Origin of the sequence: Oerskovia paurometabola (genome assembly GCF_016907365.1) — a bacterium.
In the GTDB taxonomy this organism is placed as follows: Bacteria; Actinomycetota; Actinomycetes; order Actinomycetales; family Cellulomonadaceae; genus Oerskovia; species Oerskovia paurometabola.
The window spans coordinates 2473046-2498490 of the sequence record NZ_JAFBBV010000001.1 but is presented as its reverse complement, the minus strand read 5'-3'; the positions used below and the strand labels follow the sequence as shown (position 1 = coordinate 2498490).

Genomic DNA, 25445 nt, shown 5'->3' with positions numbered 1-25445 from the left:
GGCGATACGCAGTCTCGCGCGGTCCGGGCGTGCGGGCGCGCCGGGTGCTGTCCTCAGCTCCCGCCGCGCAGCCTGCGCACGACCTTCTTGGCGGTCGGCAGGCCCTTGTTCCAGGCGGTGTACCACATGGAGAACGGCACGTCGATGCTCCCGACCAGCTCGTCCTCGTGGCTCGCGAAGCCGCGCTTGAACGTCGAGATCCCGTCGTTGAGGAGCCCGTTGACGTCGTAGCGCACCACGCCGCGCTCACGCATCGCGTTGATCGCGTGCCACTTGAGCCCGTAGTTGGCGCGCAGCCGCTGCCCCTCCTCGTCCATCCCTCCGTACAGCTCGAACGACGTCCGGGCCGAGGCCGCGAACCACACGAACGAGACCGGCCGGTCGTGCGGGCCGCCCTCCGACGAGCGCGCGAAGGCCGCGAAGACGGGGGAGTGCTCTCCCAGCTCGTCGAACACTCGCTCGTAGTAGGAGTCCTCGTGCAGACCGAAGCCCGCGCGTTCGGCCGTCTGGCGGTACAGGCGCAGGCAGGCCCCGAGCTCGCCGCGCGTCGTCACGGCGCGGAACTCCAGGTCCTCGCGCTCCGACTTGCGGATGTACTGGCGGGTCTTCTTCGCCATGTCGGCCATGAGCTCGTCAGGCGTCCTGCGCAGGTCGAGGATCAGCGTCGTCGGGTAGAGCACGGGGTTGACCGCGGGGACCGCGCCGTCGAGCTCGAGCGAGGTCCCGGCGTCCCAGTCGGGTTCGAGCGTGATGCCCACGCCGCCCACGTTCTTGCGGCACCACTGCACCACGGCCTCGGTCACGGCCGAGCGCGTCGCGGGATACCCGACGCCGTCGGGCATGACGACCGGTCCGCGCGGGACGTAGCTCAGCGCCTTGAACTGCGCGGGCAGCGAGCGGACCAGCACCTGGGCGAGGCCCAGCACGGTCCCGTCGGGCCCTACGACCTGCAGGCGGCGAGGCGTCCAGGCCCCGGCCCCCTTGACCTCGCCCCACCCCCAGAGCTGGAGCGGGTGGCCGCCCATCGCGAGCACCTGCTCGTCCCAGGCGGCGCGGTCGGTGATCGTCGTGACGGTCAGGGAGGAGGACTCGGACAACATGCCCCTGACCTTACCGGCGGGGGGAAGGGCCGGACGACGGCGTCGCGTCGCGCGGTCGCCCGGGCGTCACTCGGGGGCGCCACCGTCCGTCGGGTCCGCAGGCGGGACCGACGTGGGATCCGCGAGGGCCGCCGCGAGGGGCTCGGCCACGAGGCCGACCTGCCACTCGCGGGCGCCGCGGCCACGCAGGAACTGCGCGACGTGCTCGGTGTCGAGCGGCGTGGGCGGCGTCCAGCACACGCGACGCAGTGCGTCGGGCTGCAGGAGGTTCTCGATCGGGACGTCGTGCTGGTCCGAGAGGCGCTGCACCACCGCACGCGCCGCGTCCAGGCGGCGGGCGGCCTCGGGGTCGCGCTCGGCCCAGGCACGCGGAGGCGGCGGGGCGTCGCTGCGCGGCCCGCGCGAGCTCGGCAGGGCGTCCTGCGGCAGGGCCAGGGCCTTGTCGATCGCCTGCTGCCACGACGCCGCGCGGCGGGCCGTGTTGCGGCCCGAGAACGCGGGCAGCCTGACGAGCTCCGGCACCGAGCGCGGCATGGCCTGGGCCGCCGCGACGATCGCGCGGTCGGGCAGCACCCGGCCCGGGGCGATGTCCCGACGACGGGCGTTCTCGTCGCGCGCCTCCCACAGGCTGCGCACGACCGCGAGGCTGCGCGGGTTGCGCAGCGCGTGCACGCCCGACGTGCGTCGCCACGGCTCCTCGCGGGGCGGGGGCGGGGGAGCCGTGCGCACGGCCTCGAACTCCTGCGCGGCCCACTCGGCCTTGCCCTGCTCCTCGAGCCGCTCGCCCAGGATCCTGCGCAACGGGATGAGCACCTCGACGTCGAGCGCGGCGTAGCGCAACCAGTCCTCGGGCAGCGGGCGCGTCGACCAGTCCGCGGCCGAGTGCTCCTTGGCGAGGCCGAGACCGAGGACCTCCGCGATGACCGCGGCCAGCCCCACGCGCTCCATGCCCAGCAGGCGGGCCGCGAGCTCGGTGTCGAAGATGCGGGCCGGGTGCAGGTTCTGCTCGGCGAAACCGGGCAGGTCCTGCGAGGCGGCGTGCAGGATCCACTCGGCGTCGCCCACGGCCTCGCGCAGCGGCGAGAGGTCGGGGACGCCGATGGGGTCGATGAGCGCGGTGCCGGCGCCCTCGCGGCGCACCTGGACGAGATACGTGCGCTGGCCGTACCGGTAGCCCGAGGCGCGCTCGGCGTCGGCCGCGACGGGGCCCGACGCGGCGGCGAACGCCGCGACGACCTCGGCGAAGGCCTCGGGGGTGTCGATCACGGGACCGACGCCGTCAGCGGGCTCGGTGAGCGGGATCACCGAAGGCGCGACGGGCGCAGCGGGTGCAGAAGACGCGTCGGACGTCGCGGGCGCGTCCGGCTGGGCGCCTGGGGCCGCAGCCGCAGGGGTGCCGTCGCGGCCGTCGGGCGCGTGCGAGAACGAGGGGGTGTGGGCCGAGCTCATGGACCCACGGTATTGCGTCGCGAGCGCAACGACGTCACGCCGTCCGGGAGAGGCGGCAGACCGGCGGCCGTGCACAGCAGCGTGGACCAGGCGTCGAGGTGTGGTCCGAGGTCGGTCGAGGTGGGTGTCCAGGAGGCCCGGATCTCGAGGTCGACGCCGTTCGCCTGGCCTGCGAGGGCGCCGAAGCTCTCCGACAGGACCCGGGTCACGGTGCCGCCCTCGGCGAGCGCGTCGACACCCGATCGGTCGAGCGCCTCCTCGAGCCACGTCCAGGCGACCTCGCCGAGGAGCGGGTCCGTGGCCTGCTCGGGGTCGAGGGTCGCGCGCACGAGCGTCACGACCCGGAACGTCCCGTGCCACGACTCCTGGCCCGCGGGGTCGTGCAGCACGATGAACCGTCCGCTCGCGAGAGCCTCGCCCGCGGGGTCGGTGCCGTCGACCTCGCCCGTGAGCGCCAGGGCGAACGGGGCGATGCGGCTCGGCGCCGTGACCTCGTGGAGCCTGACCTCGGGGCGCACCCGGCGGCGGCCGATCGACTCCAGGGCGCGCAGGAAGTCCGGCGGTGCGGGGGTTTCTCCGGACTTGATCACAGCGGCACAGTACGAGCAGATGTCCACATCCTGGAGGTAAGGCGCGCGGAGGAGATCGAATCGTGATCGCCGGACTAGGCTGTCCTGAGTGTCCGCCGGCGCTCGTCGCCGGCACGTCTCGCCGGCGACCGGGACTCCTGCTCGCCGGTGCCCGCACCTACCCCGAGGAGCACAGCAGATGTCAGCCCGCGCACAGATCGGCGTCACCGGACTCGCGGTCATGGGCCGCAACCTGGCCCGCAACTTCGCCCGTCACGGCTACACGACCGCGGTGCACAACCGCTCCTTCGCCAAGACGCAGTCGCTCATCGCGGACCACGGGAGCGACGGCGATTTCATCCCCTCCGAGTCGATGGCGGACTTCGTCGCGTCGCTCGAGCGCCCCCGCAAGGTCGTCGTCATGGTCAAGGCCGGCGCCGCCACCGACGCGGTGATCGCCGAGCTCGTCCCGCTCCTCGAGCAGGGCGACATCATCATCGACGCCGGCAACGCGCACTTCCCCGACACGCGCCGCCGTGAGGCCGAGCTCAAGGAGAAGGGCCTGCACTACGTGGGCACCGGCGTCTCGGGCGGCGAGGAGGGCGCGCTCAACGGCCCCAGCATCATGCCCGGCGGCGCCCCCGAGTCCTACGAGACCCTCGGCCCGATCCTCGAGGACATCTCGGCGAAGGTCGACGGCGTGCCCTGCTGCACGTACGTCGGCCCGGACGGCGCGGGTCACTTCGTCAAGATGGTGCACAACGGCATCGAGTACGCCGACATGCAGCTCATCGCCGAGGCGTACGACCTCCTGAAGCAGGGCCTCGGGGCCTCCGCGCAGGAGATCGGCGAGATCTTCGCCGAGTGGAACAAGGGCGACCTCGAGTCGTTCCTCATCGAGATCACGGCCGACGTGCTCCAGCACGTCGACGCCGAGACCGGCAAGGCCTTCGTCGACGTCATCCTCGACCGCGCGGAGCAGAAGGGCACGGGCCGCTGGACGGTCCAGAACGCCCTCGACCTGGGCGTCCCGATCACGGGCATCGCCGAGGCGACGTTCGCCCGCGCGCTGTCGGGTTCGGTGCCGCAGCGCACCGCGGCCGTGGGCGTGCTGCCCGCCGACGCCGGCGAGTGGGAGATCACGGACCGCGACGCGTTCGTCGAGGACGTGCGCCGCGCGCTGTACTCCTCGAAGGTCGTCGCGTACTCGCAGGGCTTCGACCAGATCGCCGCGGCGTCCCAGGAGTTCGGCTGGAACATCGACCGCGGGGCCATGGCCCGCATCTGGCGTGGCGGGTGCATCATCCGGGCCCGCTTCCTCAACCGCATCACCGAGGCGTACGAGCGCGACGAGAACCTCCCGCTGCTGCTCGCCGACCCGTACTTCACGCGGACCGTCGGCGAGGGCGTCTCGTCCTGGCGCCGGATCGTGGCGCAGGCCGCGCTCAACGGTGTCCCCACGCCCGCGTTCTCGTCGTCGCTCGCCTACTACGACGGTGTCCGTGCGGAGCGTCTGCCCGCCGCGCTGATCCAGGCGCAGCGCGACTTCTTCGGCGCGCACACCTACCAGCGCGTCGACAAGCCCGGCGTGTTCCACACCGAGTGGTCGGGCGACCGCAGCGAGACCGACGCATGACGGGCACCGCCCTTCCCGACCTCCTGCCCGTCGGTGTCGGCGGGGACATCGGGGTCTACGCGATGGTGCGCGCGTTCCACGAGCAGTACGGGACCGACGCCGTCGTGATCTCGAGCGTCGCCACGCGCGCCATGGCCGACTCGTCGTTCGTCACCAACGTCGTGACCCCCGGCATCGACGACCCCGAGGTGCTCGTCGCGGCGCTCGAGCGCGTCGCGGCCCAGCACCCGGGCAAGACCCTCGTGCTGCTCACGAACGCCGACTGGTTCGTGCGCTCGCTCGTCGAGAACAGGGCGCGGCTCGAGGACAAGTACGTCATGTCCTACTGCACGCTCGACGTGCTCGAGCAGGTCTCGAGCAAGGAGGGCTTCGCGGAGGTCTGCGACCGCCTGGGCATCCCGACGCCGCGGACGGTCGCGGTCTCCGTGCCCAAGCTCGTCGCGGACGGTGGGCTCGCGGCGATCCCGTCGCTGCCCGTCGACCTGGCGTTCCCCGTGGTGGCCAAGCCCTCCTCGAGCGCGGACTACCACTACGTGTCGTTCCCGGGCAAGCGCAAGATCCACCACGTGGACTCGCGGGCCGAGCTCGACGAGCTGCTCGGACACCTCGTGACGGCCGGGTATGCCGGGACGTTCCTCGTCCAGGAGTTCATCCCCGGCGACGAGACCCAGATGCGTTCGCTGACCGCCTACCGTGACTCCCACGGTGCGATCACGCTCCTCGCGACCGGGCGCGTCCTGCTCGAGGAGCACACGCCCGGCACGCTGGGCATCCCCGCGGCGATCCTCACCGAGCCCTACGAGGACGCCATGGAGGCCGCGAGCCGGTTCCTCGACAGCGTCGGGTACACGGGGTTCGCGAACTTCGACTACAAGCTGGACCCCCGCACGGGGCAGCACGTGTACTTCGAGATGAACCCGCGCATCGGCCGCAACAACTACTACGTGACCGCGGCCGGGGCGAACGTCGCGCGGGTCCTGGTCGAGGACCGGGTCCTGGGGAACTCGATCGAGCCGGTGCGGGCCACCAAGGAGGTCCTGTACTCGGTCGTCCCGTTCAGGCTCCTGCTCAAGTACATCCTGGACCCCGCCCTCCGCCGGCGTCTGCAGGCCGTCAAGGACCGGGGCGACGCCGTCAACCCCCTCAAGTACGCGCGGGACGGGGGCATCAAGAGGCGACTGGTCGTCGAGGCGATGACCCAGAACTTCTACCGCAAGTACAAGAAGCACTACCCCGAGCCGACCACCACGGGGTACTGAGGTCACCGCGCCGAGGGGCGGGAGGCGCTGAGAGGTCCGACAGGACACGACCGCGCGCCGCGCCGTCCACGATCGGACGCGGGAACGGCACGAGGGCCGTCACCACCAGGTGGTGACGGCCCTCGTCGTACGTGCCGCACGCGCCGCGTGCTCCGGGGAGGAGCCCGACGCAGGTCGCGCGGCGCTCGCGCGGTGGTGCCGCGGTGGCGTCAGCCCAGCTCGCTCGTGCCCGAGTACAGGTGCAGCACGGGTACGTGCAGCTCCTCGCGGGCCCGCGAGGCCCAGTCCTGGTGGAACGTGTCCTCGATCGCGTGCGGGTAGGTGACGATCGCGATCTCGCGGACGTCGCCCGCGGCGACGGCGGCGCGCAGCGCGGGCAGGGGGTCGTCCTCGGTCACGGCGCCGTCGGCCTCACGGCCCGCGGCGCGCAGCTCGGCGACGCTCGCGTCGAGCCGCTCCTGGGCGGTGGCGCTGGCCTGGGCGCGCGAGGGCTCCTTGCCGAGCACCTCGTCCCAGGCCTCCTTGAGCTCTCCCACGCTGAGGTGGTCGATGATCGCGGAGACGACGTTGCGCTCGGTGTCGGCGGGCACGAGGACCCGGTAGGCGAGGGTCTCGTCGGGGTGGAGGGACAGGATGTGCTCCACGTCCACGGCGGCGAGGGTGTCTTCGGTCAGGACGAGGATGGTGTCGGTCACGGGACCAGACTAGCGATTGTCGTCACCGCAGCGCCCACCGGGCGACCAGCGTGCCGTCGGCGTGGAGCAGGTGGGCCAGGCGCGGGTGCACGAGCGGGGCGCTCGCGGTGGGGCCGTCGGGGGTCCCCGTCTCGCGCTGGGTGCGGGTTCCGGCGGGCACCGGCGGGAGCCCGCCGACGATGCGCCCGGGCCCGGGCCCCACGAGCACGGGGGTCGTCGTGACGCACAGCTCGTCGAGCAGGTCGCGGGCCAGGAGGTCGGCGAGCAGGTGAGGTCCGCCCTCGCACAGCACCTTGTCGAGGCCTCGCGCAGCCAGGGCGGCGAGCCCGGCACGCAGGTCGGGTCCGGGAGTGGGCGAGGGGAGGTCCCGCGGGGTGCGCGGCGCACCCGGGGGAGCGCCGTCGTCGGGCCCGACGACGAGGATCCGGTCCGCCGGCACGCTCGCCCCCGCGACGCTCGCCCCGTGCTCGCCCGTGATCACCAGCGGCGGCCGGTCGCCCCCGGAGAGCGAGGGGGGCAGGTGCCCGCTGCGCGTGACGACGGCGAGCTCGAGCGGCCCCCGGCCCGCCCGCAGGTGCTCGAGGCCGCGCGGCACGTCGAGCGCGGTGTAGCCCTCGGCGCGGGCCGTGCCCGCCCCGACGAGCACGACGTCCGCCAGGGCCCGCAGCACGCGGAAGACGCGCCAGTCTGCCGCGTCGTTGATGGTGCCCGAGCGGTGGTCGGGCCCCCAGGCCCCGCCGTCGACGCTCGCGACCATGTTCGCGCGCACGTGCGGCCCGGGGGGTGCCGCGTAGAACGCGGCCAGCGCCTCCTCGTCGGGCGCAGGCTCCAGCCGCGTCCCCGCGAGGTGGCCCGAGCCCGCCGGGCCGAGCAGGACGTCCAGGGCGGGCAGGGACGGCGCGCGCGGGCCCGTGCTCGCGGGTGGCGGCGGAGGGGGCGTGGTGACGTCCGACACAGCACTCATCCCGCCAGGCTAGTGCGCGTAGGCTGGATCCTCGTGACTGCTGCGCCTCCCGATCTCGCCGGGAACCCGTCCGACCCGTCGACCCCGCCGCGCGTGCGGGCCCTGGCCGACATCCGGCCCGTCGTGCCGCCCACGCGCCTGCTCGCGGACCTCGTGCCGCCGCGCCACTTCTCGGGCGCCCGCTTCTCGACGTACCGGGCGAACCCCGCCTACCCGAGCCAGGCCACGACGGTCGCGCGCCTCGAGGAGGTCGGCGCCCAGCTCGCGCCGAACGCCTCGGGCAAGGTGCGCCGCGGCCTGTTCGCCAAGCGCAAGGCGGCCCCCGCGATCTACATGGACGGCGGGTTCGGCGTCGGCAAGACGCACCTGCTGACCTCCCTGGCGCACGCGGTGGGCCCCGACGCGGCCTACGGGACGTTCGTCGAGTACACGAACCTCGTGGGCGCTCTCGGGTTCCAGGCCACGGTCGACGCGCTGGCGACCAAGCGCCTGGTCTGCATCGACGAGTTCGAGCTCGACGACCCGGGCGACACCGTCCTCATGTCGCGCCTGCTCCGCGAGCTCGCGGACCGAGGCGTCGCGCTCGCCGCGACGTCCAACACGCTGCCCGGGTCGCTCGGCGAGGGGCGCTTCGCGGCCGAGGACTTCCTGCGCGAGATCCAGGCCATGGCCGCGCGCTTCGAGGTCATGCGCGTCGACGGCGAGGACTACCGCCACCGCGCGGTCGTGACCGAGACGCAGCCGCTGCCCGCGCACCTCGTGGCGCGCGTCGCGGCGTCGCACCCGGGCGCGACGCTCGACTCTCTCGACGAGGTCCTCGACCACCTGCGCGGGGTCCACCCGAGCAGGTACGGCGCGATGCTCGACGACGTCACGCTCGTCGCGCTCACGGGCGTGCACCCCGTCACGGAGCAGTCGGCCGCGCTGCGGCTCGTCGTCCTGGTCGACCGCCTGTACGACCGGGACGTCCCGGTGCTGCTCGCGGACGACGCGGTCGGGGCCGACGGCGCTCTTGGAGCTGAGGCCGGGACGAACCGTGCCGCGGTCTCCTCGCTGTTCACCGAGGAGATGCTGCGCGGGGGCTACCGCAAGAAGTACTTCCGGGCGCTGTCCCGCCTGGGCTCGCTCGCCGAGGACGGCCGCGCGCTCACGCGGACTCCAACCGCCTGAGCTCGGTCGCGACGTCGAAGTCGGCGGGCGGCCATCCCAGGTCGAGGCGGCGCAGGGAGTCGAGCACGAGCTCGGAGACCGCGACCCGCGCGAACCACTTGGCGTCCGCGGGGACGACGTACCAGGGGGCGACCTCGGTGTTCGTGCGCTCGATCGCTGCCTGGTAGGCCTCCTGGTACGCGGGCCACTTAAGCCGCGCGTCGATGTCCCCCGGGTTGTACTTCCAGTGCTTCTCGGGGCGCTCGAGCCGTTCGCGCAGACGAGCCTTCTGCTCGTCGAGGGACACGAACAGCGCGACCTTCACGATCGTCGTGCCGGACTCGACGAGGTCGGCCTCGAACGCGTTGATCTGGTCGTAGCGTGCCTCCCAGACCTCGGGCGGTACGAGGTCGTCGACGCGGGCCACGAGCACGTCCTCGTAGTGCGAGCGGTCGAAGACGCCGAGGTAGCCGGGGTCCGGCAGCGCGCGCCGGATGCGCCACAGGAAGTCGTGCCGGCGCTCCTCGGCGGTGGGCACCCCGAAGGACGTGTGCTGGACGCCCTGCGGGTCCACCAGCCCGATCACGTGCCGCACGATCCCGCCCTTGCCTGCGGTGTCCATACCCTGCAGCACGAGCAGGACCGAACGGTTCCCGCCGCTGCGTCCCTCGGCGAACAGCCTCTCCTGCAGCTCGGAGAGCTCGTCGGCGTGCGCGTCGAGGAGCCGTTCGGCGTCCTTGCGTCCCTGCGACCACCCGGGGGTGGCCGCGCGGTCGAACGTCGCGAGGTCGAGTCCCCGGGGAGCACGCAGCGCCTCGACGGGCGGTACCTCCCAGTCGAGCGAGCGCCTGGCGCCCGCCCTGCCGCGTGCGCGGCGCGAGGCGGGGTCGAGCACCGCGCCGGACGGGTGGGGCGGTGCGGCGGGGTCGGACGAGTGCTTTCCCATCCGGCGAGACTAGTCAGCGTGACGTGAGGACGACAGCCGAACGGGCGCCGAGGTGCACCGAGGACCCGCTCGCTGCGACCGGGGGAGAGGCCGGGCCGGGGAACGCGCCGGCCGGACGGACGGCTCGCGCCCCCTCGTCGGGAGGAGGCCACTGCGCGGTCACGTGCCACGCGCGGCGCGAGGCGGGCAGGAGCGTGGTGCGCGGCTGCGACCCGATGTTGACCGCCGTCACCAGCTTGCCCCGCTGGACCAGGACGACCCCGCTCGGGCCGCGGTGCACCAGGCGGGGCGTGTCGTCGGGGACCGCACGGCGCAGCGCCAGCAGCGTTCTCCACCACGCGTGCAGGCGGGCCGAGACGGGGAGCACCAGACGCGGGACGAACGCCGAGGCGAGGACGAGCGCCGCGGCGAGGGCGCGGGCGTCGTCGTCGGCGCTGGCGGCGCCGGTGCCGGTGGTGCCGTGGTCACCCTCGTGCCCTGCGGCCGTGCAGGCCGGAGGGGCGAGCCCGACCATGATGCGTTCGGCGTCCGGGACGGTCAGGAGCCTGCTGAGGGAGCCGAACCACGTCGGGTCGGTCTCGCGGGCGCGCACGAGCAGCTCGTGGAACGCGTCCTCGACCTCGTGGACCCACACCTGGCTCAGACCACGGCCGCCCTGCTCGGCGGGGACGAGCAGGCGCGGGTCCCTCGTGTCGCACTCGCCCACGAGCCGGACCGGTCGCTGGTGGGCCGTCGTCGCCGCGTCGGCCGTGCGTGCGACCTCGACGAGGACGTGCACGGGAGAGGCGTCCGCGAGGTCCTGGACCCGGGCGATGCGCAGCACGTCGACGTGGAAGTCGTCGAACCACCGCCGGGCGCTCGACGTGATCCAGTCGTGGACCTCGCGGCTGCCCGCGCGGTCGAGGTTGATCCTGCGCCCGCTCGGCAGGTCGGCCGGCGGCGGCACGGGCTCGTCGGGGACCGGCGGGCCCGTGAGGTATCTGGTCAGCGTCGGCCGCAGCCGCGTCCGCTGGGGCGACAGGTAGGGCGCGAACGACTGGAGGAAGACCGCTCCCGGCGCGGCACGGTGGTAGGCCACGCCGAGGGAGACGCCGAGCCCGCGGGCGTGGGCGGCGTCGACGAAGCGCTGGAGCGCCCGAGGTCCCCCGAACTCCTCGCACACCGTGTACAGGTGCGGGCACACGACCCCCGCCACCGAACCGATCGTGTGCAGCTCGACCACCGCGACGCCCAGGTCGACGAGCTCGTCGAACCGGTCGGCGGCGGCGTCCAGCGTGCCCTCGGGCGTGAACGTCCCGACGTCGATCTCGAGGACCGCGCCCTGGGCCGACGGCCCGGCCCACCTGTCGTCGGTCCAGGCGAAGGTCGGGTCGAACGAGCGGCTCCAGCCCAGCAGGCCGTGCGGCTGACGGGGGCTGCGGGGGTCCGGCAGGGGGCGGCTGCCGTCGACCGAGAAGGCGTAGTCGGTGCCGGGGGCCAGGTCGTCGTCGGCGCTCCACCAGCCCGGGAGGTCCATCCCGACCAGGCGCAGGGGGCGCCGTTCGCTCCGGGTGCCCGTGGGGTCCTGGTCGTCGGGGGTGACCCCGCCCGCGAGCGGGAGGACCACCTCGAGCGTGCGCGCCTGCGGGGCCCACACGACGGGGCGTGGCCCCGGGACCGTGAGCGTCGGCGGTGGGTCGGGCGGCTTGGTGATGTTGCGGTAGCGCGACGTCATGCGGCGTGCACCTCGCGGGCCTCCCGGACCAGCAGGACCGTCGCGAACGACGCGACCGTGATCCGGTCGCGGGCGGCGTGCACGGACGGCTCGGGCTCGCCCGGGGACTCGGTGCGCACGAGCGTGCGCCACGACGCGCCGTACGCCGCATCGGGCAGCGTGAAGTCGAGCGGGGAGTCCGAGGCGTTGAGCAGCAGCAGGAACGAGTCGTCGACGATGGGCTCGCCGCGCCGGTCGCGCTCGGGCAGGTCGTCCCCGCCCAGGAAGACCATGACGGACCGTGCGTACCCCTGGTTCCAGTCGGTCGTGTCCATGCGGCTGCCCGAGATGTCGAACCAGTCGATGTCCGGGATCTCGCCGTCGGGCGTGCCGGCCGGGCCCTGGAAGAAGCGGCGGCGGTGGAGCAGGGGATGCGCCCGCCGGATCCCGACCATGCGACGGGCGAAGGCCAGGAGGTCGCCGCGCTCGTCGTCGAGCCCGTCCGGGCCGCCCCAGTCCATCCAGGTGATCTCGTTGTCCTGGCAGTAGCCGTTGTTGTTGCCGTGCTGCGTGCGCCCGATCTCGTCCCCGTGCGAGAGCATGGGGACCCCTTGGGACAGGAGCAGCGTCGCGAGGAAGTTCCGCCGCTGGCGCGCCCGCAGCGCGCGGACCTCGGGGTCGTCGGTGGGGCCCTCGACGCCGCAGTTCCACGACCGGTTGTGGTTCTCTCCGTCGGCCCCGCCCTCGCCGTTGGCCTCGTTGTGCTTCTCGTCGTAGGAGACCAGGTCGGTCAGCGTGAAGCCGTCGTGGGCCGTGACGAAGTTGATCGACGCGATGGGCTTGCGGCCCGTGTGCTCGTACAGGTCGGAGGAGCCCGTGAGGCGGCTCGCGAACTCTGGTAGCATCGCGGGCTCGCCGCGCCAGAAGTCGCGCACGGTGTCGCGGTACCGCCCGTTCCACTCGGTCCACAGGGGAGGGAAGCCGCCCACCTGGTAGCCGCCGTCACCCAGGTCCCAGGGCTCGGCGATGAGCTTGACCTGGGACACGACCGGGTCCTGCTGGACGATGTCGAAGAACGCCGAGAGCCGGTCCACCTCGTGGAACTGCCTGGCCAGGGTCGCCGCGAGGTCGAACCGGAACCCGTCGACGTGCATCTCGGTGACCCAGTAGCGCAGCGAGTCCATGATGAGCTGGAGCACGTGGGGCGAGCGCATGAGCAGCGAGTTGCCCGTGCCGGTCGTGTCGAAGTAGTGGGCCTCGTCGCCGTCGACCAGCCGGTAGTAGGCCGCATTGTCGATCCCGCGGAAGGACAGCGTGGGCCCCAGGTGGTTGCCCTCGGCCGTGTGGTTGTAGACCACGTCGAGGATCACCTCGATGTCGGCCTCGTGGAGCGCCTTGACCATGGCCTTGAACTCCATGACCTGCTGGCCGCGCGTGCCGTAGGCCGTGTAGCCGTTGTGGGGCGCGAAGAACCCGATGGTGTTGTAGCCCCAGTAGTTCGACAGGCCCTTGGCGACGAGCCCCGGGTCGTTCACGAACTGGTGCACGGGCATGAGCTCGACCGCCGTGACCCCGAGCGCCGTGAGGTGCTCGATCACGGCCGGGTGCGCCATGCCCGCGTACGTGCCGCGGAGCTCGTCGGGCACGTCGGGGTGGCGCATCGTCATGCCCCGCACGTGCGCCTCGTAGATGACCGAGTCGTGGTAGTCGTGCTGGGGCGGACGGTCGTGGCCCCAGTCGAAGAACGGGTTCACCACGACCGAGAGCATGGTGTGGCCCAGCGAGTCCTCGGTGTTGGTCGGGACCGCGGGGTCCGAGGCCGCCGACGGGGTGGGAGGCGCGGCCGTGTCCGGCTCGTCCGGCTCGTCCGTCGCCGCGTCCGGGGAGAGCGGACCGCCCGAGGCCGCGGCGCCGTCCGGCACCTCGCCGAAGCGGTACGAGAACAGCGACTCGTCGCCGTCGACCTGCCCGTCGATCGCCTTGGCGTAGGGATCGACGAGGAGCTTCGACGGGTTGCACCGCAGGCCCGACGCAGGGTCGTACGGGCCGTGGACGCGGTAGCCGTACCGGGTGCCCGGGCCGAGCCCGGGCAGGTACACGTGCCAGACGTGCGCGTCGACGTCCTCGAGGACGACGCGCGTCTCCAGCGGGCGCCCCTCGGCGTCGGTCTCGTCGCCGATCAGGCACAGCTCGACTCTCTCGGCGACCTCGGAGAAGAGCGCGAAGTTGGTGCCCGTCCCGTCGAAGGTCGCGCCCAACGGATACGGTCGCCCTGGCCAGGTCTGCATGGGTCGACCTTTTCATCCCGCGGGCGTGTTGTCGCCCACGGCACGCTCCCGCGGGTGTGCGGCGGCTCACGCCCCGGCGGACGAACCGGGAGGAACAGGCGGACTGCCCGGGGCTGCCGGCGGCGCGACCGCGTCCTCGACCGTGCGCACCACACGCCCCTGCGCCTCGGTCTCCCGGAACCAGTCGGAGCTGCGCAGCCGCCCGACGAGCGCCGGGTCGACCTCCGCGAGGACCAGGCGGCAGTCGTGCGCGGCGAGCTCGTCGTCGAGCCCCTCGAGCTCGTCGACGACGGTCGAGGACACCCAGTCCATCGCGCTCGCGTCGAGGACGACGGTCCGGGCGCTCGCGGCCTGGACGAGCGCGAGGACGCGCTCGAGGGTCGGGCGGACGTTGGCCGTGTAGAGCATCGACCGCAGGCGCAGCACGAGGGGGTCGCCGGTCGCCGGGCTGCCGGTCGGTGCCGTGGGCCCGGCCGGCACCGAGGGGTCGGCCTCGGTCGTCACGTGCCAGCCGCCCGGACCGCGCGTCAGCACCTCGACCTGGGGGCGGTCGAGGTCGCGCAGCACGATGAACAGGGTCAGGAGCACCCCGGCGGCGACGCCGGCCAGCAGGCCCGAGACGAGTCCGACGAGCGTGGTCGCGACGGCGATCCACAGCTCGGAGACGTCGAACCGGGTCAGGGCGCGGAACTCGCGGACGTCGACGAGGCCGAGCGTGGCCACGAGCACGACGGCGCCGAGGGTCGCCTCCGGCATGTGGTCCAGGACGGGAGCGAGGAACAGCGCCACGAGGACCGCGAGCAGCGCGGTCACGACGCTCACGAGCTGGCTGCGCGCCCCGGCGCGTTGGGCGACGGCCGACTGGCTGAACCCGCCGGCTGCGGGGATGACCGCCGTGAACCCGCCCACGAGGCTCGCGGCCCCGACCGCGAGGAGCTCCTGGTCGGGGTCGACCCGTGCCTCCTTGCGGTTGCGGACCTCGCGCGCGACGGCCACCGACTCGAGGAACGCCATGATCGCGATGGCCGCGGCGGCGGGCAGCAGATGGGGAACGTCGCCGAGGCGGGGCACGACGACCGCGGGCAGCCCGGCGGGGATGGGCGAGACGAGGGACACGCCGCGTTCGGTGATGCCGCCGAACGCCGAGGCGAGGATCCCGCCGACCACCACCAGGAGGGGAGCGGGCAGGCGGGGCCAGGCCCGGCCGATGCCCACGAGCGCGGCGAGCGAGACGAGCGAGAGGAGCACGGTCGTGCCGTTGACGTCCGAGAGCGCGTGGGCCGCCGCGCGGACCTCGGGCAGGAAGCCGTGCCCGTGGAGCGTCTCGTCGGCGCCGAGCAGCTTGGGGACCTGCCCCACGGCGACGGTCAGGCCGACGCTCGCCTTGATGCCCGTGAGCGTCGCATGGCTGATGTTCTCGACGAGGGACCCGAGCCGCAGCAGGCGCGCGGCGAGCAGGATCGCCCCGACCAGCACGGTCAGGGTGGCCAGGGCGCGGATCCGCACCTCGGAGTCGCCGCCCCCGCTGACCGTCGAGAGTCCGACGAGCGACGTCGCCACGAGGGTCGCGATGGTCGAGGTCGTCGACATGCTCAGGGCGCGGGACCCGCCGAGCGCGGCGTAGACGACCATCGGCAGCATGCACGTGTAGAGGCCGTACTGGACGGGGAGGTCCGCGATCGTCGCGTAGGCCATGGCCTGGGGCACGACCACGGCCCCGGCGGTCAGGCCGGCCAGGACGTCGGTGCGCAGCCAGGCGAGGTGGTAGCCGCGCAGCGTGGGGAAGAGGCCGGGGAACGAGCGCGACCGTGCGGGCTCCGTCATGGCCCGAGTATCGCCCGCGACGCGGGGAAGCGCGCCTCGGCGCCCGTGCCCGACGACGTCGCTCGCCGTCGTCGGGCTGCGTGAGGCCTGGTGGGACGGGCGCCGGGTTTCCTGGGGGACCGGTCCGGCGGGGGAACCTCACCGTTCACTAATAGTGTGCCAAGCGCGGGACGATTCACGGGAGCCCGGCAGACAGGCGGCTCACCGCCTCGGCCTGGACGGCCCGAGGCCGGCCCGGCATCGGCGCGGGATCGTGCAACGGGCCGCCGGACCTGCTAGACCGGAGGTATGAGCAGCACGAGCGAGCACCGCACGTCCGACGCGGTCGACCTGAACGAGAGCGACGTCTCGTCCGCACGCATCTCTCCCCGCACCCGCTTCCGGCTCGAGGACGAGGCGGACGCCGACGTCCGCGAGGGCGGGGACGCCTCGAAGGCCCCGCACTCGCTCTCCGAGGCGGAACGGCAGCCGAGCGACGGCATGTCGAGCGGACGGTCCTGGGACGACCCCGACGAGCTCTGACCCGTCGAGGCCTGGTCTCCTGGGTCCGCCGGCCTGTGAGGCATTGCCGACGAGACGCGCGCGCGACGCGGGGGAGCGGCCGTCAGTCGAGCGTGGGCAGCCGGTCCCGGTCGACGGCGACGAGACGCGGCATGCCCGCGGGGGCGACCTTGCTCAGCGCGACGTAGCGCGCCTCCGCGCGGTGGAGCCGGATGTGCTCGTCGAGCGACCAGTCCGGGCCGTTCGTGAGCTGCATCCCGCACGAGCAGTCGATCGTGACACGCCCCTCGGCCGTGCGGCCGACCTGGCCGATGGTGACGTGCGACGTGCGCGCCTCGGCCTTGGCGCGGCGCATCGAGGCGCTGACCGGCTCGGCGGTGACGGGTTCGTTGACGCGGGAGTCCACCCGACGAGCCTAGACGCTGCCGGGCGCGCGGACGGAATCAGTGCTCGTGGGCCAGCCCCAGGGCGTGCGCGCGTTCGTGCTCGGCCTCGGCGGCCTCGCGGGCGGCGATCCGCGCGCGCACCTCGGCCCGACGCAGCGGCGGCACCGTGCTCGGCGGCTGGCGACGTTCGGGCAGGTCCGCGAGGAGCCTCGTGACGGTCGCAGCGATCTCGGCGACGGCGACGTCGATCGGGCCCCGGGTCGAGGTGCTGACCGTCTGGACACCGGCGACCTTGCGGACGAACTGGAGGGCCGCAGCCTGGATCTCCTCGTCGGTCGCCGGAGGCTCGAGCCCGCGCAGGGCGGTGATGTTTCGACACATGCTCCCGACGCTACGACCCGCCCGCCGCACCTTCAAGAGGCTGGAGCGCGCCGCCGTCGGGCTGGACGACGCACCGGGGCCCTCACCCCCTGAGGCCGCCCCGTGGGAAGACGGCCCCAGGGGCACGGGTCACGTCGCCGGGACGTGCTTCTCGATGAACGCGGCGATCGCCGTCTGCTCGGAGGCGACCGCTGCGAGGTCGGGCTTGAACGGCCGGCCGTCGAAGTAGCGCGGCTGGCTGCCCTCCGGGCCGTGGCAGGCGTCGATCGACGTCCGCCACTTCTCGGCGTGCTCACGCCACTCGACGCGGTCCACGAGCGCGGGCTCGGTGAACCAGACGTTCCACGTCAGCAGGTTGCCCGGCGCGAGCAGGTTCCCCGAGGACAGGTTGAACACGTACATCACGAGCTCGTTGAAGTCGTCGACGAGATCGTCACCCGTGAGGGCGACGGGCGCGATCTCCGCCGCCAGGTTCGCGACGGCCCAGGCCGTGTCGTGGTGCTGGGCGAAGGGTGGGATCGGGAACCAGTCCGTCTGGCCCGAGCGCCCGGGAAGGACCGGCTCGGACGGCTCGCCGTGGCGGTGGATGGGCACGCGGATGGCGTGCTCCTTGTCGGCGGGGAACGGTCGACCGGTCGTCGAGAAGAAGTCCCACAGGAGCTGGACGAGGGGGCTCTGCGCGGCGCTCGGGCTGAACCAGATCTTGCCCTCGACCGTCAGGTCGGCCGCGACCGTCCTGCTCGGCTCGTCGACCCACCCACGCTGCCCCGTCACGGAGACCTCGATGTTGAGCGTCCCGAACGACGGCGAGCACGTGCCCTGCTGCGGGCAGATGACCGAGTACACCCGTCCCGTGCTCGTGTACCCGACCCGCGAGATGTCCGGGGCGAACATCTGGAACGCGCGGGAGTCGGGCGTCCCCAGGACGGTCTCCCAGCTGAACTCGGGCCACAGGACCGCCTGCTGGCGATCGAGCAGGTCGATGTTCGCCATGTTCTCGAGCAGCGGCAACGACGTGAGGTCGGGATCGGGGTAGGCGAAAGCGGGGTCCGACTCGGCGAACCCGCCGACCCATCCCGGCGGGACGGGCTTGCTCTGGTCAGGTGTCACGTTCTGCTCCTCGGTAGCTCGACTCGTCCGGGCGACGCCCTGCCGACCGGACCTGAGGAAGGTCCTTCCTCAGGCAGTGCCCCCACGTGCGGCCGTGGATCGCCGAGCGTGCCCTTCCCGGTGGGTGGCCCGCGCTCGGCGCTTCGGTGCTTCGGTGCTGGAGTCGTGCCCTGGCGTCGTCGACAGGTGTGCTCCGCGTCACACCGTCCCACGGGAGGCCGTGCTGCGCGCGGGGGAGGGGCCGGGGCTCGGATGCTGGCGGGCCAGGGCCAGGGCCGCGGCCAGGGCCTCGGCGGGTGCGACGAGCGGTGGGTGTCCGTGGTGGGCCGACACCGGTGGCGGCCCAGGCATGAAAAAGGCCGTCCCGGTGGGGGACGGCCTTCGTGTGGTGGGCGATACTGGGATCGAACCAGTGACCTCTTCCGTGTCAGGGAAGCGCGCTACCGCTGCGCCAATCGCCCAGGGCTGGTCTGCGAGAGAACAGCGCAAGGGGTACTGCTGTGCTGAGAGGTGGAGATGGGATTCGAACCCACGTGCACGGCTTTGCAGGCCGCTGCCTCGCCTCTCGGCCACTCCACCAGGTCGAACCCGACAGGTCCGAAGACCTATCCGAGCGGACGACGGGATTCGAACCCGCGACCCTCACCTTGGCAAGGTGATGCTCTACCACTGAGCCACGTCCGCGCGACCGACCTCGACCGGATCTCTCCGGCGTTTTTCGGCGCGTCACAGACTCTAGCCGACAGATGGGGCAAGAGTCCAAATAGCCCCAGGTGAGAGGGCTGGAGGGCGTAGTTTCGCGCGCCGCGGGCCCCGCGAGGGGGTGAAGGGGGCGTCCGGGGGCGCGGTCGAGCTCGCCCGGCGCGGGCCCGCCGCGCGAGGCTGCCGCCGGCAGGTTCGCGAGATGAGTGGTTGCGTCCGAGACGGGTCTCCGGGGCTGTGTCGCGGACGCCCGTCTCGGACGGAAGCACCCCTCTCACGTCGACGGGGAACGCCAAGGTCCGGGCATGAGAAAAGGCCGTCCCGGTGGGGGACGGCCTTCGTGTGGTGGGCGATACTGGGATCGAACCAGTGACCTCTTCCGTGTCAGGGAAGCGCGCTACCGCTGCGCCAATCGCCCAGGGCTGGTCTGCGAGAGAACAGCGCAAGGGGTACTGCTGTGCTGAGAGGTGGAGATGGGATTCGAACCCACGTGCACGGCTTTGCAGGCCGCTGCCTCGCCTCTCGGCCACTCCACCAGGTCGAACCCGACAGGTCCGAAGACCTATCCGAGCGGACGACGGGATTCGAACCCGCGACCCTCACCTTGGCAAGGTGATGCTCTACCACTGAGCCACGTCCGCGCGACCGACCTCGACCGGATCTCTCCGGCGTTTTTCGGCGCGTCACAGACTTTAGTGGACCGAAGCGCCGGGCGTCCAACCGGACGGGCCGCCCCTCGGGGATCGGTAGCGTTGTCACGTGCCAGCTCAGCGATGCCAGAACCCCAGGACCCGCGAAGTTCCGCGGCTTCCTGACGATCCGTCGGTGCGGGGCAGGTGGGGCGAATGAGGCGCGGGTCACGCTTCGAGGCCCCGCGCGAGGCGGACGAACGGCCCGCACCCCGGCCCTCTGACCTGCACGGGGACCACGAGACGGCCCGTGCGGCCCGTACTCCGAGCACAGCCCGGCCGACCGGCCTCGCCGTCGACGCACCTGCCGTCACCGGGGCCGGCTTCGCATCGTTCGCCGGCCGTCACGGCGCAGGCGTCGTCGAGTGCATCGACCTCGCTGTCGACTCCGCACGCCTGGCGGAGGGGCTCTGGTTCGTCGTCGCCGACTTCGAGGACCCCGCGCACGGCGGTCGGGCCCGCGCGTGGCGCTTCGCCCACCACGGGAGGACCGAGGCCGACCTGCCCGCGGACGCGACGCCGTCGGGCGGGGAGGGCGCCTGGTGCGGGCCTGCGCCCGACGCCTGGCGCAGCTCGCTGTCCCGCGAGGAGTACCAGGCCGCCGTGGCGGCCGTCCGCCACGCCGTGCACGAGGGGGACGTCTACCAGGCGAACATCTGCCGCGTCCTGGCCGCGCCCCTGCCCGCAGGGGACCGCGAGCCCGACGCCCGGGCGCTCGCCCGCATCCTCGCGGCCGGCAACCCCGCCCCGTACGCGGGCGCGATCCAGGTTCCCGCGGCGAGCGGCGTCGACCCCGTGTGGGTCGTGACGGCCTCGCCCGAGCTGTTCCTGCGGCTCGAGGACGGCGTGCTGTCGTCGGGGCCCATCAAGGGCACCGCGCCCACGGTCGACGGCCTGCGCGAGAAGGACCGCACCGAGAACGTCATGATCACCGACCTGGTGCGCAACGACCTGCAGCGCGTGAGCGCGCCGGGCTCGGTCGAGGTCACCGACCTCCTGGCCGTCGAGGCGCACCCGGGCCTCGTGCACCTGGTCTCGCGCGTACAGGGGTGCGTGACCGTGGACGAGGACGCTCCGGGCGGCCTGTGGGGGCAGGTGCTCGATGCGACGTTCCCGCCCGCGTCGGTGTCGGGGGCGCCCAAGTCGTCGGCGCTGCGGATCATCCGCGAGCTCGAACGCGGACCCCGCGGCCCGTACTGCGGGGCCGTCGGCTGGGTCGACGGCGCCACGGGAGAGGCCGAGCTCGCCGTCGGGATCCGGACCTTCTGGTGGACCGGCGGCGAGCTGCGGTTCGGGACCGGCGCGGGCATCACGTGGGGGAGCGACCCCGTGGAGGAGTGGGAGGAGACCGAGCTCAAGGCCGCGCGGCTCGTCGCGCTCGCGTCGGGCGGGTCTGCGGCGACGGGCGAGCCTGCGGCAGACTGAGGTCATGTCGATCGTCGTGTGGGTGGATGGGTCCTTCGTCGAGCCGCGGGAGCGCGCGCTGAGCGCGCTCGACCACGGGGTGACCGTGGGGGACGGGATCTTCGAGACGTGCGCCGTGTACGGCGGGCAGGCGTTCGCCCTGACACGTCACCTGCGGCGCCTGGGCCGGTCCGCGGCCGGCATGGGGCTGCCGGAGCCTGACGAGGCGCGCGTCCGCGACGGTGTCGCGCAGGTCCTCGCCGCGGCCGGGGAGAGCGCGGGGCGCCTGCGCATCACGGTCACGGGCGGGTTCGGGCCGCTGGGCTCGGGGCGCGAGGACGGCGCGGAGACGATCGTCATCGCCGCAGGCCCCGCGTCGCCCGGCCCGACGTCCCGCGCCGTCCGCTCGCCCTGGGTGCGCAACGAGCGCTCGGCCGTGGCCGGGCTCAAGACGACCTCGTACGCCGAGAACGTCGTCGCGCTCGCCGACGCCGTCGCACGCGGCGGCGACGAGGCCATCCTCGCCAACACGGTCGGCGAGCTGTGCGAGGGTACGGGTGCGAACGTCCTCGTCGAGGTCGGCGGCGAGCTCGTGACACCCCCGCTCTCGTCGGGCTGCCTGGCGGGCATCACGCGCGAGCTCCTCCTGGAGTGGGCCGCGGAGGACGGGCTGCCCGTCCGGGAGGCGGCGCTCCCGTTCTCGGTCCTCGACCGGGTCGTGGCCACGGGGCCCGACGGCGGAGCTTCCTCGGGCATGGGCCTCGCCCTCGCGGGGAGCGTGCGCAACATCCAGCCCGTGGTCTCGCTCGACGGCGCCCCCGTGCGCGCCGGGGAGCTGTCGCTCGCGGCGCGCGAGCTGTTCGACCGGCGTCGGCGGGAGCGCATGGACCCGTGACGGGAGGGTCGATGGGCTGGTGAGGCCCGGAATCCAGCCGCTGCGGACCCCGCAGCGCTACGCTGGGGGAGTCCCGTCGCGACGGGCCGGGAGGCCGCTCCGGAGGCCAGTTCGCGATCTGGGTCGAAATACGGCTAATATCTTCCAGGACGCACGGCCGGACCGGAAGGTTCAGTCGCAGCGGGCGATTGGCGCAGTGGTAGCGCGCTTCGTTCACACCGAAGAGGTCACTGGTTCGAACCCAGTATCGCCCACCGAAGGAGAAGGCCCCCGGCCAGCGGAAACGCTGGCCGGGGGCCTTCTGCGTCGCGGGATGTCCACGACGGGTCTCTCCCGCGGCTGGCGGTTCACGAGCCCAGGCGGAGACCCGGTCAGGCCGCAGCGGGTGCGAGCGACTGCTCGGCGCGCTCTGCGCTGCCGGTGGCGAGCCCGCGATCGATCGCCCGGCGGGACACGAGCCACATCACGACGGCGACGAGGAGCACGGCCGACTCGGAGACCGTCAGCGACCAGACGATGCCCGAGAGCCCGAACCAGAGGTTCCCGAGGATGACGATCGGGATGAAGAGGACGCCCTGCGCCAACGAGATCACGATCGCCGGGGTCGCGCGCCCCGTGGCCTGGAAGAGCGAGGTGAGGAGCCCTGTGAACCCGTTCATGACCATCGCGACGAGCTGCGCCGTGAGGATCGTGACGCCGATCGTGAGCATCGAGCGGTCGGCCGAGAACGCGGAGAACAGGGGCTCACGGAAGGCGAGCACGGTCGCCGCCGAGACCAGCGAGATGCCGCCCACCGCGAGCGCGGAGACTCGCACGGCCGAGTGGAGGCGGTTCCGGTCGCCCTTGCCGTACGCGTAGGCGAGCAGCGGGAGGACGCCGAGCGTGACGCCCATGACGAGGAACTCGGGCACCTGTGCGATGCGGACCGCGACGCCCATGGCCCCGAGCGCGCTGTCGCCGTAGGCGACGGCGAGGTTGTTGAGCACCAGGGACGTCACGATCAGGAAGGACGCCTGGAGCAGCTCGCTCACACCGACGCCGAAGACGGGCTTGAGCACGGCGGGCGAGAGCGTGAACCACCGCGGCGCGAGGCTCATGTGCTCGCTGTTGCGGTGCAGCCAGAGGGCGAAGTAGGCGACGAGGCCGAGGTTCGACAGGCTCATCGCGACCGCTGCGCCGGCGACGCCCTGGTGCAGCACGAGGATGAGCAGGACGTCGAGCACGACGTTGGCGATCGTGGAGCCGATGAGGCCGATCATCACCTGGCGGGCGGCACCCTCGGCGCGCACGAGCTGTTCGAGGCAGAACGCCGCGGTCAGCACCGGCACGAAGGCGAGCATGACGCCCACGTAGGCCTTCGTCGCGGGCGCGGCGGCGGCGTCCGCGCCGAGAAGGGACACGAGGGGGTGTAGCAGGAGCAGGCCGAGGCCGCCGACGACGGCCCCGGCGATCACCGATCCCCAGACGGCGAACGACGAGACGTGCTTGATCTCGTCGGTCTGTGCCGGGTCGCGGTCCACCGCGCCGAGCATCCGGGAGACGAGCGCGCCGCCGCCGACGCCGAACACGCCGCCGATCGCCATGACGAGCCCGAGCAGAGGCGTGCCGAGCGTGACCGCCGCGAGCAGTGCGCTGTCGTGCAACGAGCCGATGAATCCGGCGTTGACGACGTTGTAGACGGCGCCGACGATCATCGCGGCCGCCATGGGCACGCACAGGTGCACCAGGGCGCGGACGACGGGCGCGGACGCGAGGTACCAGTGGTTGGTGCCGACGTCGTCCGTCGGCACCGTGGGTTCGAGGGTGCTGGAGGTCATGACGGCTCCTTTCGGGCAGGTTCGAGCGCGCGGCGGCGGACGCCGACGCGGCGGGTTGGACGGGGTGGTCGGTGAGGGGCGCAGCGCCCCTCCGGCTACGAGCGGGTGGGTTGCGGCAGCTCTGCGGTGATCTTCGTGAGCAGGGCGAGCAGGGTGGCCCGTTCCTCGGGGGTCAACGGGGCGAGGATCGTCTCGTCGGCCTCGGCCATCGCGACGTCGAAGCCGGCGATGAGCTCGGTCCCCGCCGGGGTCGCGAAGACACGCTTGCGGCGTTCGTCACCGCTCTGCGTGCGGCGCTCGATGAGACCGCGGCGCTCGAGCCCCTGCAGGAGGCTCGAGACGCTCGCCGCGCTGGTCCGGCTGACCGTTGCGATGTCGCGCTGGATCGCACCGGGGTTCTGCACCAGGTACCCGAGCACGAAGGCCTGCTCGTGGCTGAGATCGCGCTCGCGGATCCACTCCTCGCCGACCTTGCGCTGAGCCCATCCGATCCAACGGACGAGCTCGAGGCTGCTGGTGAGTCCGATGCCCTGTTCGCTCATGATTAGAACGCTAATGGTTTGAGGCCTAACTGTCAACCATCGAAGTAACGGTCGGCACGGTTCCCGCCAGCGTCGGCAGCCCGCCGGACGGTGACCTCTCCCCGACGACCACTCAGCCCGCCTCGACGACCTCTCGGCCCGAGCCCGTTCCCCGGCGCCCTGCCCCCTCCGTACGTTCGCCGTGTCACCGAGCGCTCCGCCGGGAACGCTCGACGAGCGCACGAGGAGAAGTTATGAGACGGCACGGGAAGATCGCCTGGGGGATCACCGGGGGCGTCACGGCGCTGCTCCTGGCCGGAGCAGGGGCGCTGGCCTACGCGAACCGTCCGCTGTCGCGGGCACAGGTCGACCAGGCCGTCGAGGAGCGGCTGCGCACCGCGGTCGAGGAGGAACCGACGCTCTCCAGTGCGCTGCTCACGGTGTACTCGGGGCCGCAGGACCGCCTCCTGCAGTACGCGGTCGGCACCGAGCGGTCAGGCAGTCTCGTCCCTGCGCGGACCGACAGCCCGTACCACTCGGCGAGCGTGGGCAAGACGATGCTCGCGACCGTCTACGGGCAGCTCGTCGACGAGGGCACGCTCACGTTCGACGACCCGGTCGCGCCCTGGCTGGACGCCGAGACGCTCGACGGACTGTTCGTGGTCGACGGCACCGATCACGCGTCCGAGGTGACGGTGGGGCAGCTCCTGTCGCACACGTCGGGCGCCGCCGACTACTTCGAAGGGCCGGTGACCTCGGGCACGCCGGTCCTGGAGCAGGTCGCGGCCGACCCCGACCACCTCTTCACGCCCCAGGAGCTCATCGCGTTCTCGCGTGACCACCAAGAACCGGTCGGCGCTCCGGGTGAGACGTTCGCGTACTCCGACACCGGCTACGTGCTGCTGGGCCTCGCGCTCGAGCGCATCGAGGGAGCGCCCTACGCGCAGGTCCTCGACGACCGCCTGTTCACCCCGCTCGGCATGGCCGACAGCTATCTCCTGTCCGAGTTCGGTGAGGGTACCGACATCCTGTCCCTGACGGCCGACGGCGTCGACATCAGTCGGCGGAACGCGCTCTCGGTCGACTGGGCGGGCGGGGGAGTGGTGACCACGATGGACGACCTGCTGCTCTTCCTGCGGGCTCTGACGGGCAACCACCTCGTCTCGGAGGAGACGCTCGCAGGCCTGACGACCTTCGAGCACGACCTCGACAAGGGCATCGGCTACGGCATGGGCGTGATGCAGCTCCGCTTCTCGGAGCTCTCACCGCTCCTGTTCGCGATGCCCGACGTGCACGGCGCGGTCGGCGCCACCGGGACGTACGCGCTGTACGATCCGAGCGGCGACACGTACTACATCGCGAACTTCGGCTCGCTCGACTACCGCCAGAAGGCGATCGAGGAGCTCGTGCAGGTCCGGTTGCTGGTCGACCGGCTGAAGGACTAGTGGGTCCACGACGGGGCGAGGA

The 25445-nt window shown here is 72.8% G+C and carries 21 protein-coding genes and 7 tRNA genes; 8 read left to right on the top strand and 20 right to left on the bottom strand.

The genetic code is table 11. The features are described from left to right. Positions 1-53: 53 nt before the first annotated feature. The 3 genes from JOD48_RS11250 to JOD48_RS11240 all read right to left on the bottom strand — a co-directional run bounded on the left by JOD48_RS11250 (position 54) and on the right by JOD48_RS11240 (position 3139). Positions 54-1100, bottom strand: a complete 1047-nt coding sequence (locus JOD48_RS11250; RefSeq protein ID WP_204809082.1) for a lipid II:glycine glycyltransferase FemX — start codon at positions 1098-1100, stop codon at positions 54-56. A 66-nt stretch (positions 1101-1166) separates the two neighbouring features. Next, entirely contained in the window at positions 1167-2549 is a 1383-nt protein-coding gene (locus JOD48_RS11245; protein WP_204809080.1) for an HRDC domain-containing protein, read from the bottom strand. Next, positions 2546-3139: a DUF3000 domain-containing protein gene (locus JOD48_RS11240; RefSeq protein ID WP_307824105.1), complete on the bottom strand. Its 594-nt coding sequence runs from the start codon at positions 3137-3139 to the stop codon at positions 2546-2548. The genes JOD48_RS11245 and JOD48_RS11240 overlap by 4 nt, the downstream gene beginning before the upstream one ends. Positions 3140-3317: 178 nt before the next feature. Here JOD48_RS11240 and gnd point away from each other — a divergent pair, with 178 nt between their 5' ends. After that, the gene (gene gnd / locus JOD48_RS11235) at positions 3318-4754 is read left to right on the top strand and encodes an NADP-dependent phosphogluconate dehydrogenase (protein WP_191792073.1); all 1437 of its coding nucleotides are present in this window, start codon (positions 3318-3320) and stop codon (positions 4752-4754) included. Beyond that, the gene (locus JOD48_RS11230) at positions 4751-6013 is read left to right on the top strand and encodes a carboxylate--amine ligase (RefSeq protein WP_191792074.1); all 1263 of its coding nucleotides are present in this window, start codon (positions 4751-4753) and stop codon (positions 6011-6013) included. The genes gnd and JOD48_RS11230 overlap by 4 nt, the downstream gene beginning before the upstream one ends. 209 nt (positions 6014-6222) lie before the next feature. On the opposite strand, the gene JOD48_RS11225 is transcribed toward JOD48_RS11230, so the two are convergent. Together JOD48_RS11225 and JOD48_RS11220 are read right to left on the bottom strand one after the other, a co-directional pair. Beyond that, the gene (locus JOD48_RS11225) at positions 6223-6708 is read right to left on the bottom strand and encodes a hypothetical protein (RefSeq protein ID WP_191792075.1); all 486 of its coding nucleotides are present in this window, start codon (positions 6706-6708) and stop codon (positions 6223-6225) included. Positions 6709-6730: 22 nt separating this feature from the next. Further along, positions 6731-7672: a dihydrofolate reductase family protein gene (locus JOD48_RS11220; RefSeq protein ID WP_204809075.1), complete on the bottom strand. Its 942-nt coding sequence runs from the start codon at positions 7670-7672 to the stop codon at positions 6731-6733. 33 nt (positions 7673-7705) lie between these two features. Between JOD48_RS11220 and zapE the strand changes: the two genes are divergently transcribed. Continuing rightward, positions 7706-8842 (top strand): cell division protein ZapE, encoded by a 1137-nt coding sequence (gene zapE / locus JOD48_RS11215; RefSeq protein WP_372440729.1) that lies wholly within the window; start codon positions 7706-7708, stop codon positions 8840-8842. Here zapE and JOD48_RS11210 read toward each other — a convergent pair. The 4 genes from JOD48_RS11210 to JOD48_RS11195 all read right to left on the bottom strand — a co-directional run bounded on the left by JOD48_RS11210 (position 8820) and on the right by JOD48_RS11195 (position 15572). Then, positions 8820-9767, bottom strand: coding sequence for a polyphosphate kinase 2 family protein (locus JOD48_RS11210; RefSeq protein WP_191792077.1), 948 nt, complete (start codon positions 9765-9767; stop codon positions 8820-8822). The two genes, zapE and JOD48_RS11210, sit on opposite strands and share 23 nt — an antisense overlap. Positions 9768-9780: 13 nt before the next feature. Then, positions 9781-11481 (bottom strand): alpha-amylase family protein, encoded by a 1701-nt coding sequence (locus JOD48_RS11205; RefSeq protein ID WP_204809073.1) that lies wholly within the window; start codon positions 11479-11481, stop codon positions 9781-9783. Further along, complete coding sequence (gene glgX / locus JOD48_RS11200; protein WP_204809071.1) at positions 11478-13748, bottom strand: glycogen debranching protein GlgX; 2271 nt, start codon at positions 13746-13748, stop codon at positions 11478-11480. The genes JOD48_RS11205 and glgX overlap by 4 nt, the downstream gene beginning before the upstream one ends. 66 nt (positions 13749-13814) lie before the next feature. Next, a complete protein-coding gene (locus JOD48_RS11195) occupies positions 13815-15572 on the bottom strand; it encodes a SulP family inorganic anion transporter (RefSeq protein WP_204809068.1) in 1758 nt (585 codons plus the stop codon). 288 nt (positions 15573-15860) lie between these two features. On the opposite strand from JOD48_RS11195, the gene JOD48_RS11190 reads away from it, so the two are divergent. Beyond that, complete coding sequence (locus JOD48_RS11190) at positions 15861-16094, top strand: hypothetical protein (protein WP_191792081.1); 234 nt, start codon at positions 15861-15863, stop codon at positions 16092-16094. A gap of 82 nt (positions 16095-16176) precedes the next feature. On the opposite strand, the gene JOD48_RS11185 is transcribed toward JOD48_RS11190, so the two are convergent. From JOD48_RS11185 to JOD48_RS11145, 9 genes are all read right to left on the bottom strand, one after another. After that, positions 16177-16479: a hypothetical protein gene (locus JOD48_RS11185; protein ID WP_307824104.1), complete on the bottom strand. Its 303-nt coding sequence runs from the start codon at positions 16477-16479 to the stop codon at positions 16177-16179. A 37-nt stretch (positions 16480-16516) separates the two neighbouring features. After that, positions 16517-16840 (bottom strand): DUF2277 domain-containing protein, encoded by a 324-nt coding sequence (locus JOD48_RS11180; protein WP_204809066.1) that lies wholly within the window; start codon positions 16838-16840, stop codon positions 16517-16519. 129 nt (positions 16841-16969) lie between these two features. Continuing rightward, positions 16970-17950, bottom strand: coding sequence for a hypothetical protein (locus tag JOD48_RS11175; protein ID WP_204809064.1), 981 nt, complete (start codon positions 17948-17950; stop codon positions 16970-16972). Positions 17951-18336: 386 nt separating this feature from the next. Beyond that, positions 18337-18411: transfer RNA gene (locus tag JOD48_RS11170), tRNA-Val, on the bottom strand. A 47-nt stretch (positions 18412-18458) separates the two neighbouring features. After that, a tRNA-Cys gene (locus tag JOD48_RS11165) sits at positions 18459-18529 on the bottom strand. Between the two features lie 33 nt (positions 18530-18562). Then, positions 18563-18634: transfer RNA gene (locus JOD48_RS11160), tRNA-Gly, on the bottom strand. A 361-nt stretch (positions 18635-18995) separates the two neighbouring features. Next, positions 18996-19070, bottom strand: a tRNA-Val gene (locus JOD48_RS11155). Positions 19071-19117: 47 nt separating this feature from the next. Further along, positions 19118-19188 (bottom strand) — tRNA-Cys (locus tag JOD48_RS11150). 33 nt (positions 19189-19221) lie between these two features. Then, positions 19222-19293: transfer RNA gene (locus JOD48_RS11145), tRNA-Gly, on the bottom strand. Between the two features lie 204 nt (positions 19294-19497). On the opposite strand from JOD48_RS11145, the gene JOD48_RS11140 reads away from it, so the two are divergent. The 3 genes from JOD48_RS11140 to JOD48_RS11130 all read left to right on the top strand — a co-directional run bounded on the left by JOD48_RS11140 (position 19498) and on the right by JOD48_RS11130 (position 21894). Beyond that, positions 19498-20766, top strand: a complete 1269-nt coding sequence (locus JOD48_RS11140; protein WP_204809062.1) for a chorismate-binding protein — start codon at positions 19498-19500, stop codon at positions 20764-20766. A 4-nt stretch (positions 20767-20770) separates the two neighbouring features. Then, positions 20771-21640: an aminotransferase class IV gene (locus tag JOD48_RS11135; protein ID WP_204809060.1), complete on the top strand. Its 870-nt coding sequence runs from the start codon at positions 20771-20773 to the stop codon at positions 21638-21640. Between the two features lie 182 nt (positions 21641-21822). Then, positions 21823-21894 (top strand) — tRNA-Val (locus tag JOD48_RS11130). A gap of 117 nt (positions 21895-22011) precedes the next feature. Here JOD48_RS11130 and JOD48_RS11125 read toward each other — a convergent pair. Together JOD48_RS11125 and JOD48_RS11120 are read right to left on the bottom strand one after the other, a co-directional pair. After that, complete coding sequence (locus JOD48_RS11125; protein WP_204809058.1) at positions 22012-23457, bottom strand: MATE family efflux transporter; 1446 nt, start codon at positions 23455-23457, stop codon at positions 22012-22014. A 95-nt stretch (positions 23458-23552) separates the two neighbouring features. Next, positions 23553-23999, bottom strand: a complete 447-nt coding sequence (locus JOD48_RS11120) for a MarR family winged helix-turn-helix transcriptional regulator (RefSeq protein WP_191792087.1) — start codon at positions 23997-23999, stop codon at positions 23553-23555. Positions 24000-24232: 233 nt separating this feature from the next. On the opposite strand from JOD48_RS11120, the gene JOD48_RS11115 reads away from it, so the two are divergent. Beyond that, on the top strand, positions 24233-25423 hold the full coding sequence (locus JOD48_RS11115; RefSeq protein ID WP_204809056.1) for a serine hydrolase domain-containing protein: 1191 nt from the start codon (positions 24233-24235) through the stop codon (positions 25421-25423). Positions 25424-25445 lie beyond the last annotated feature (22 nt).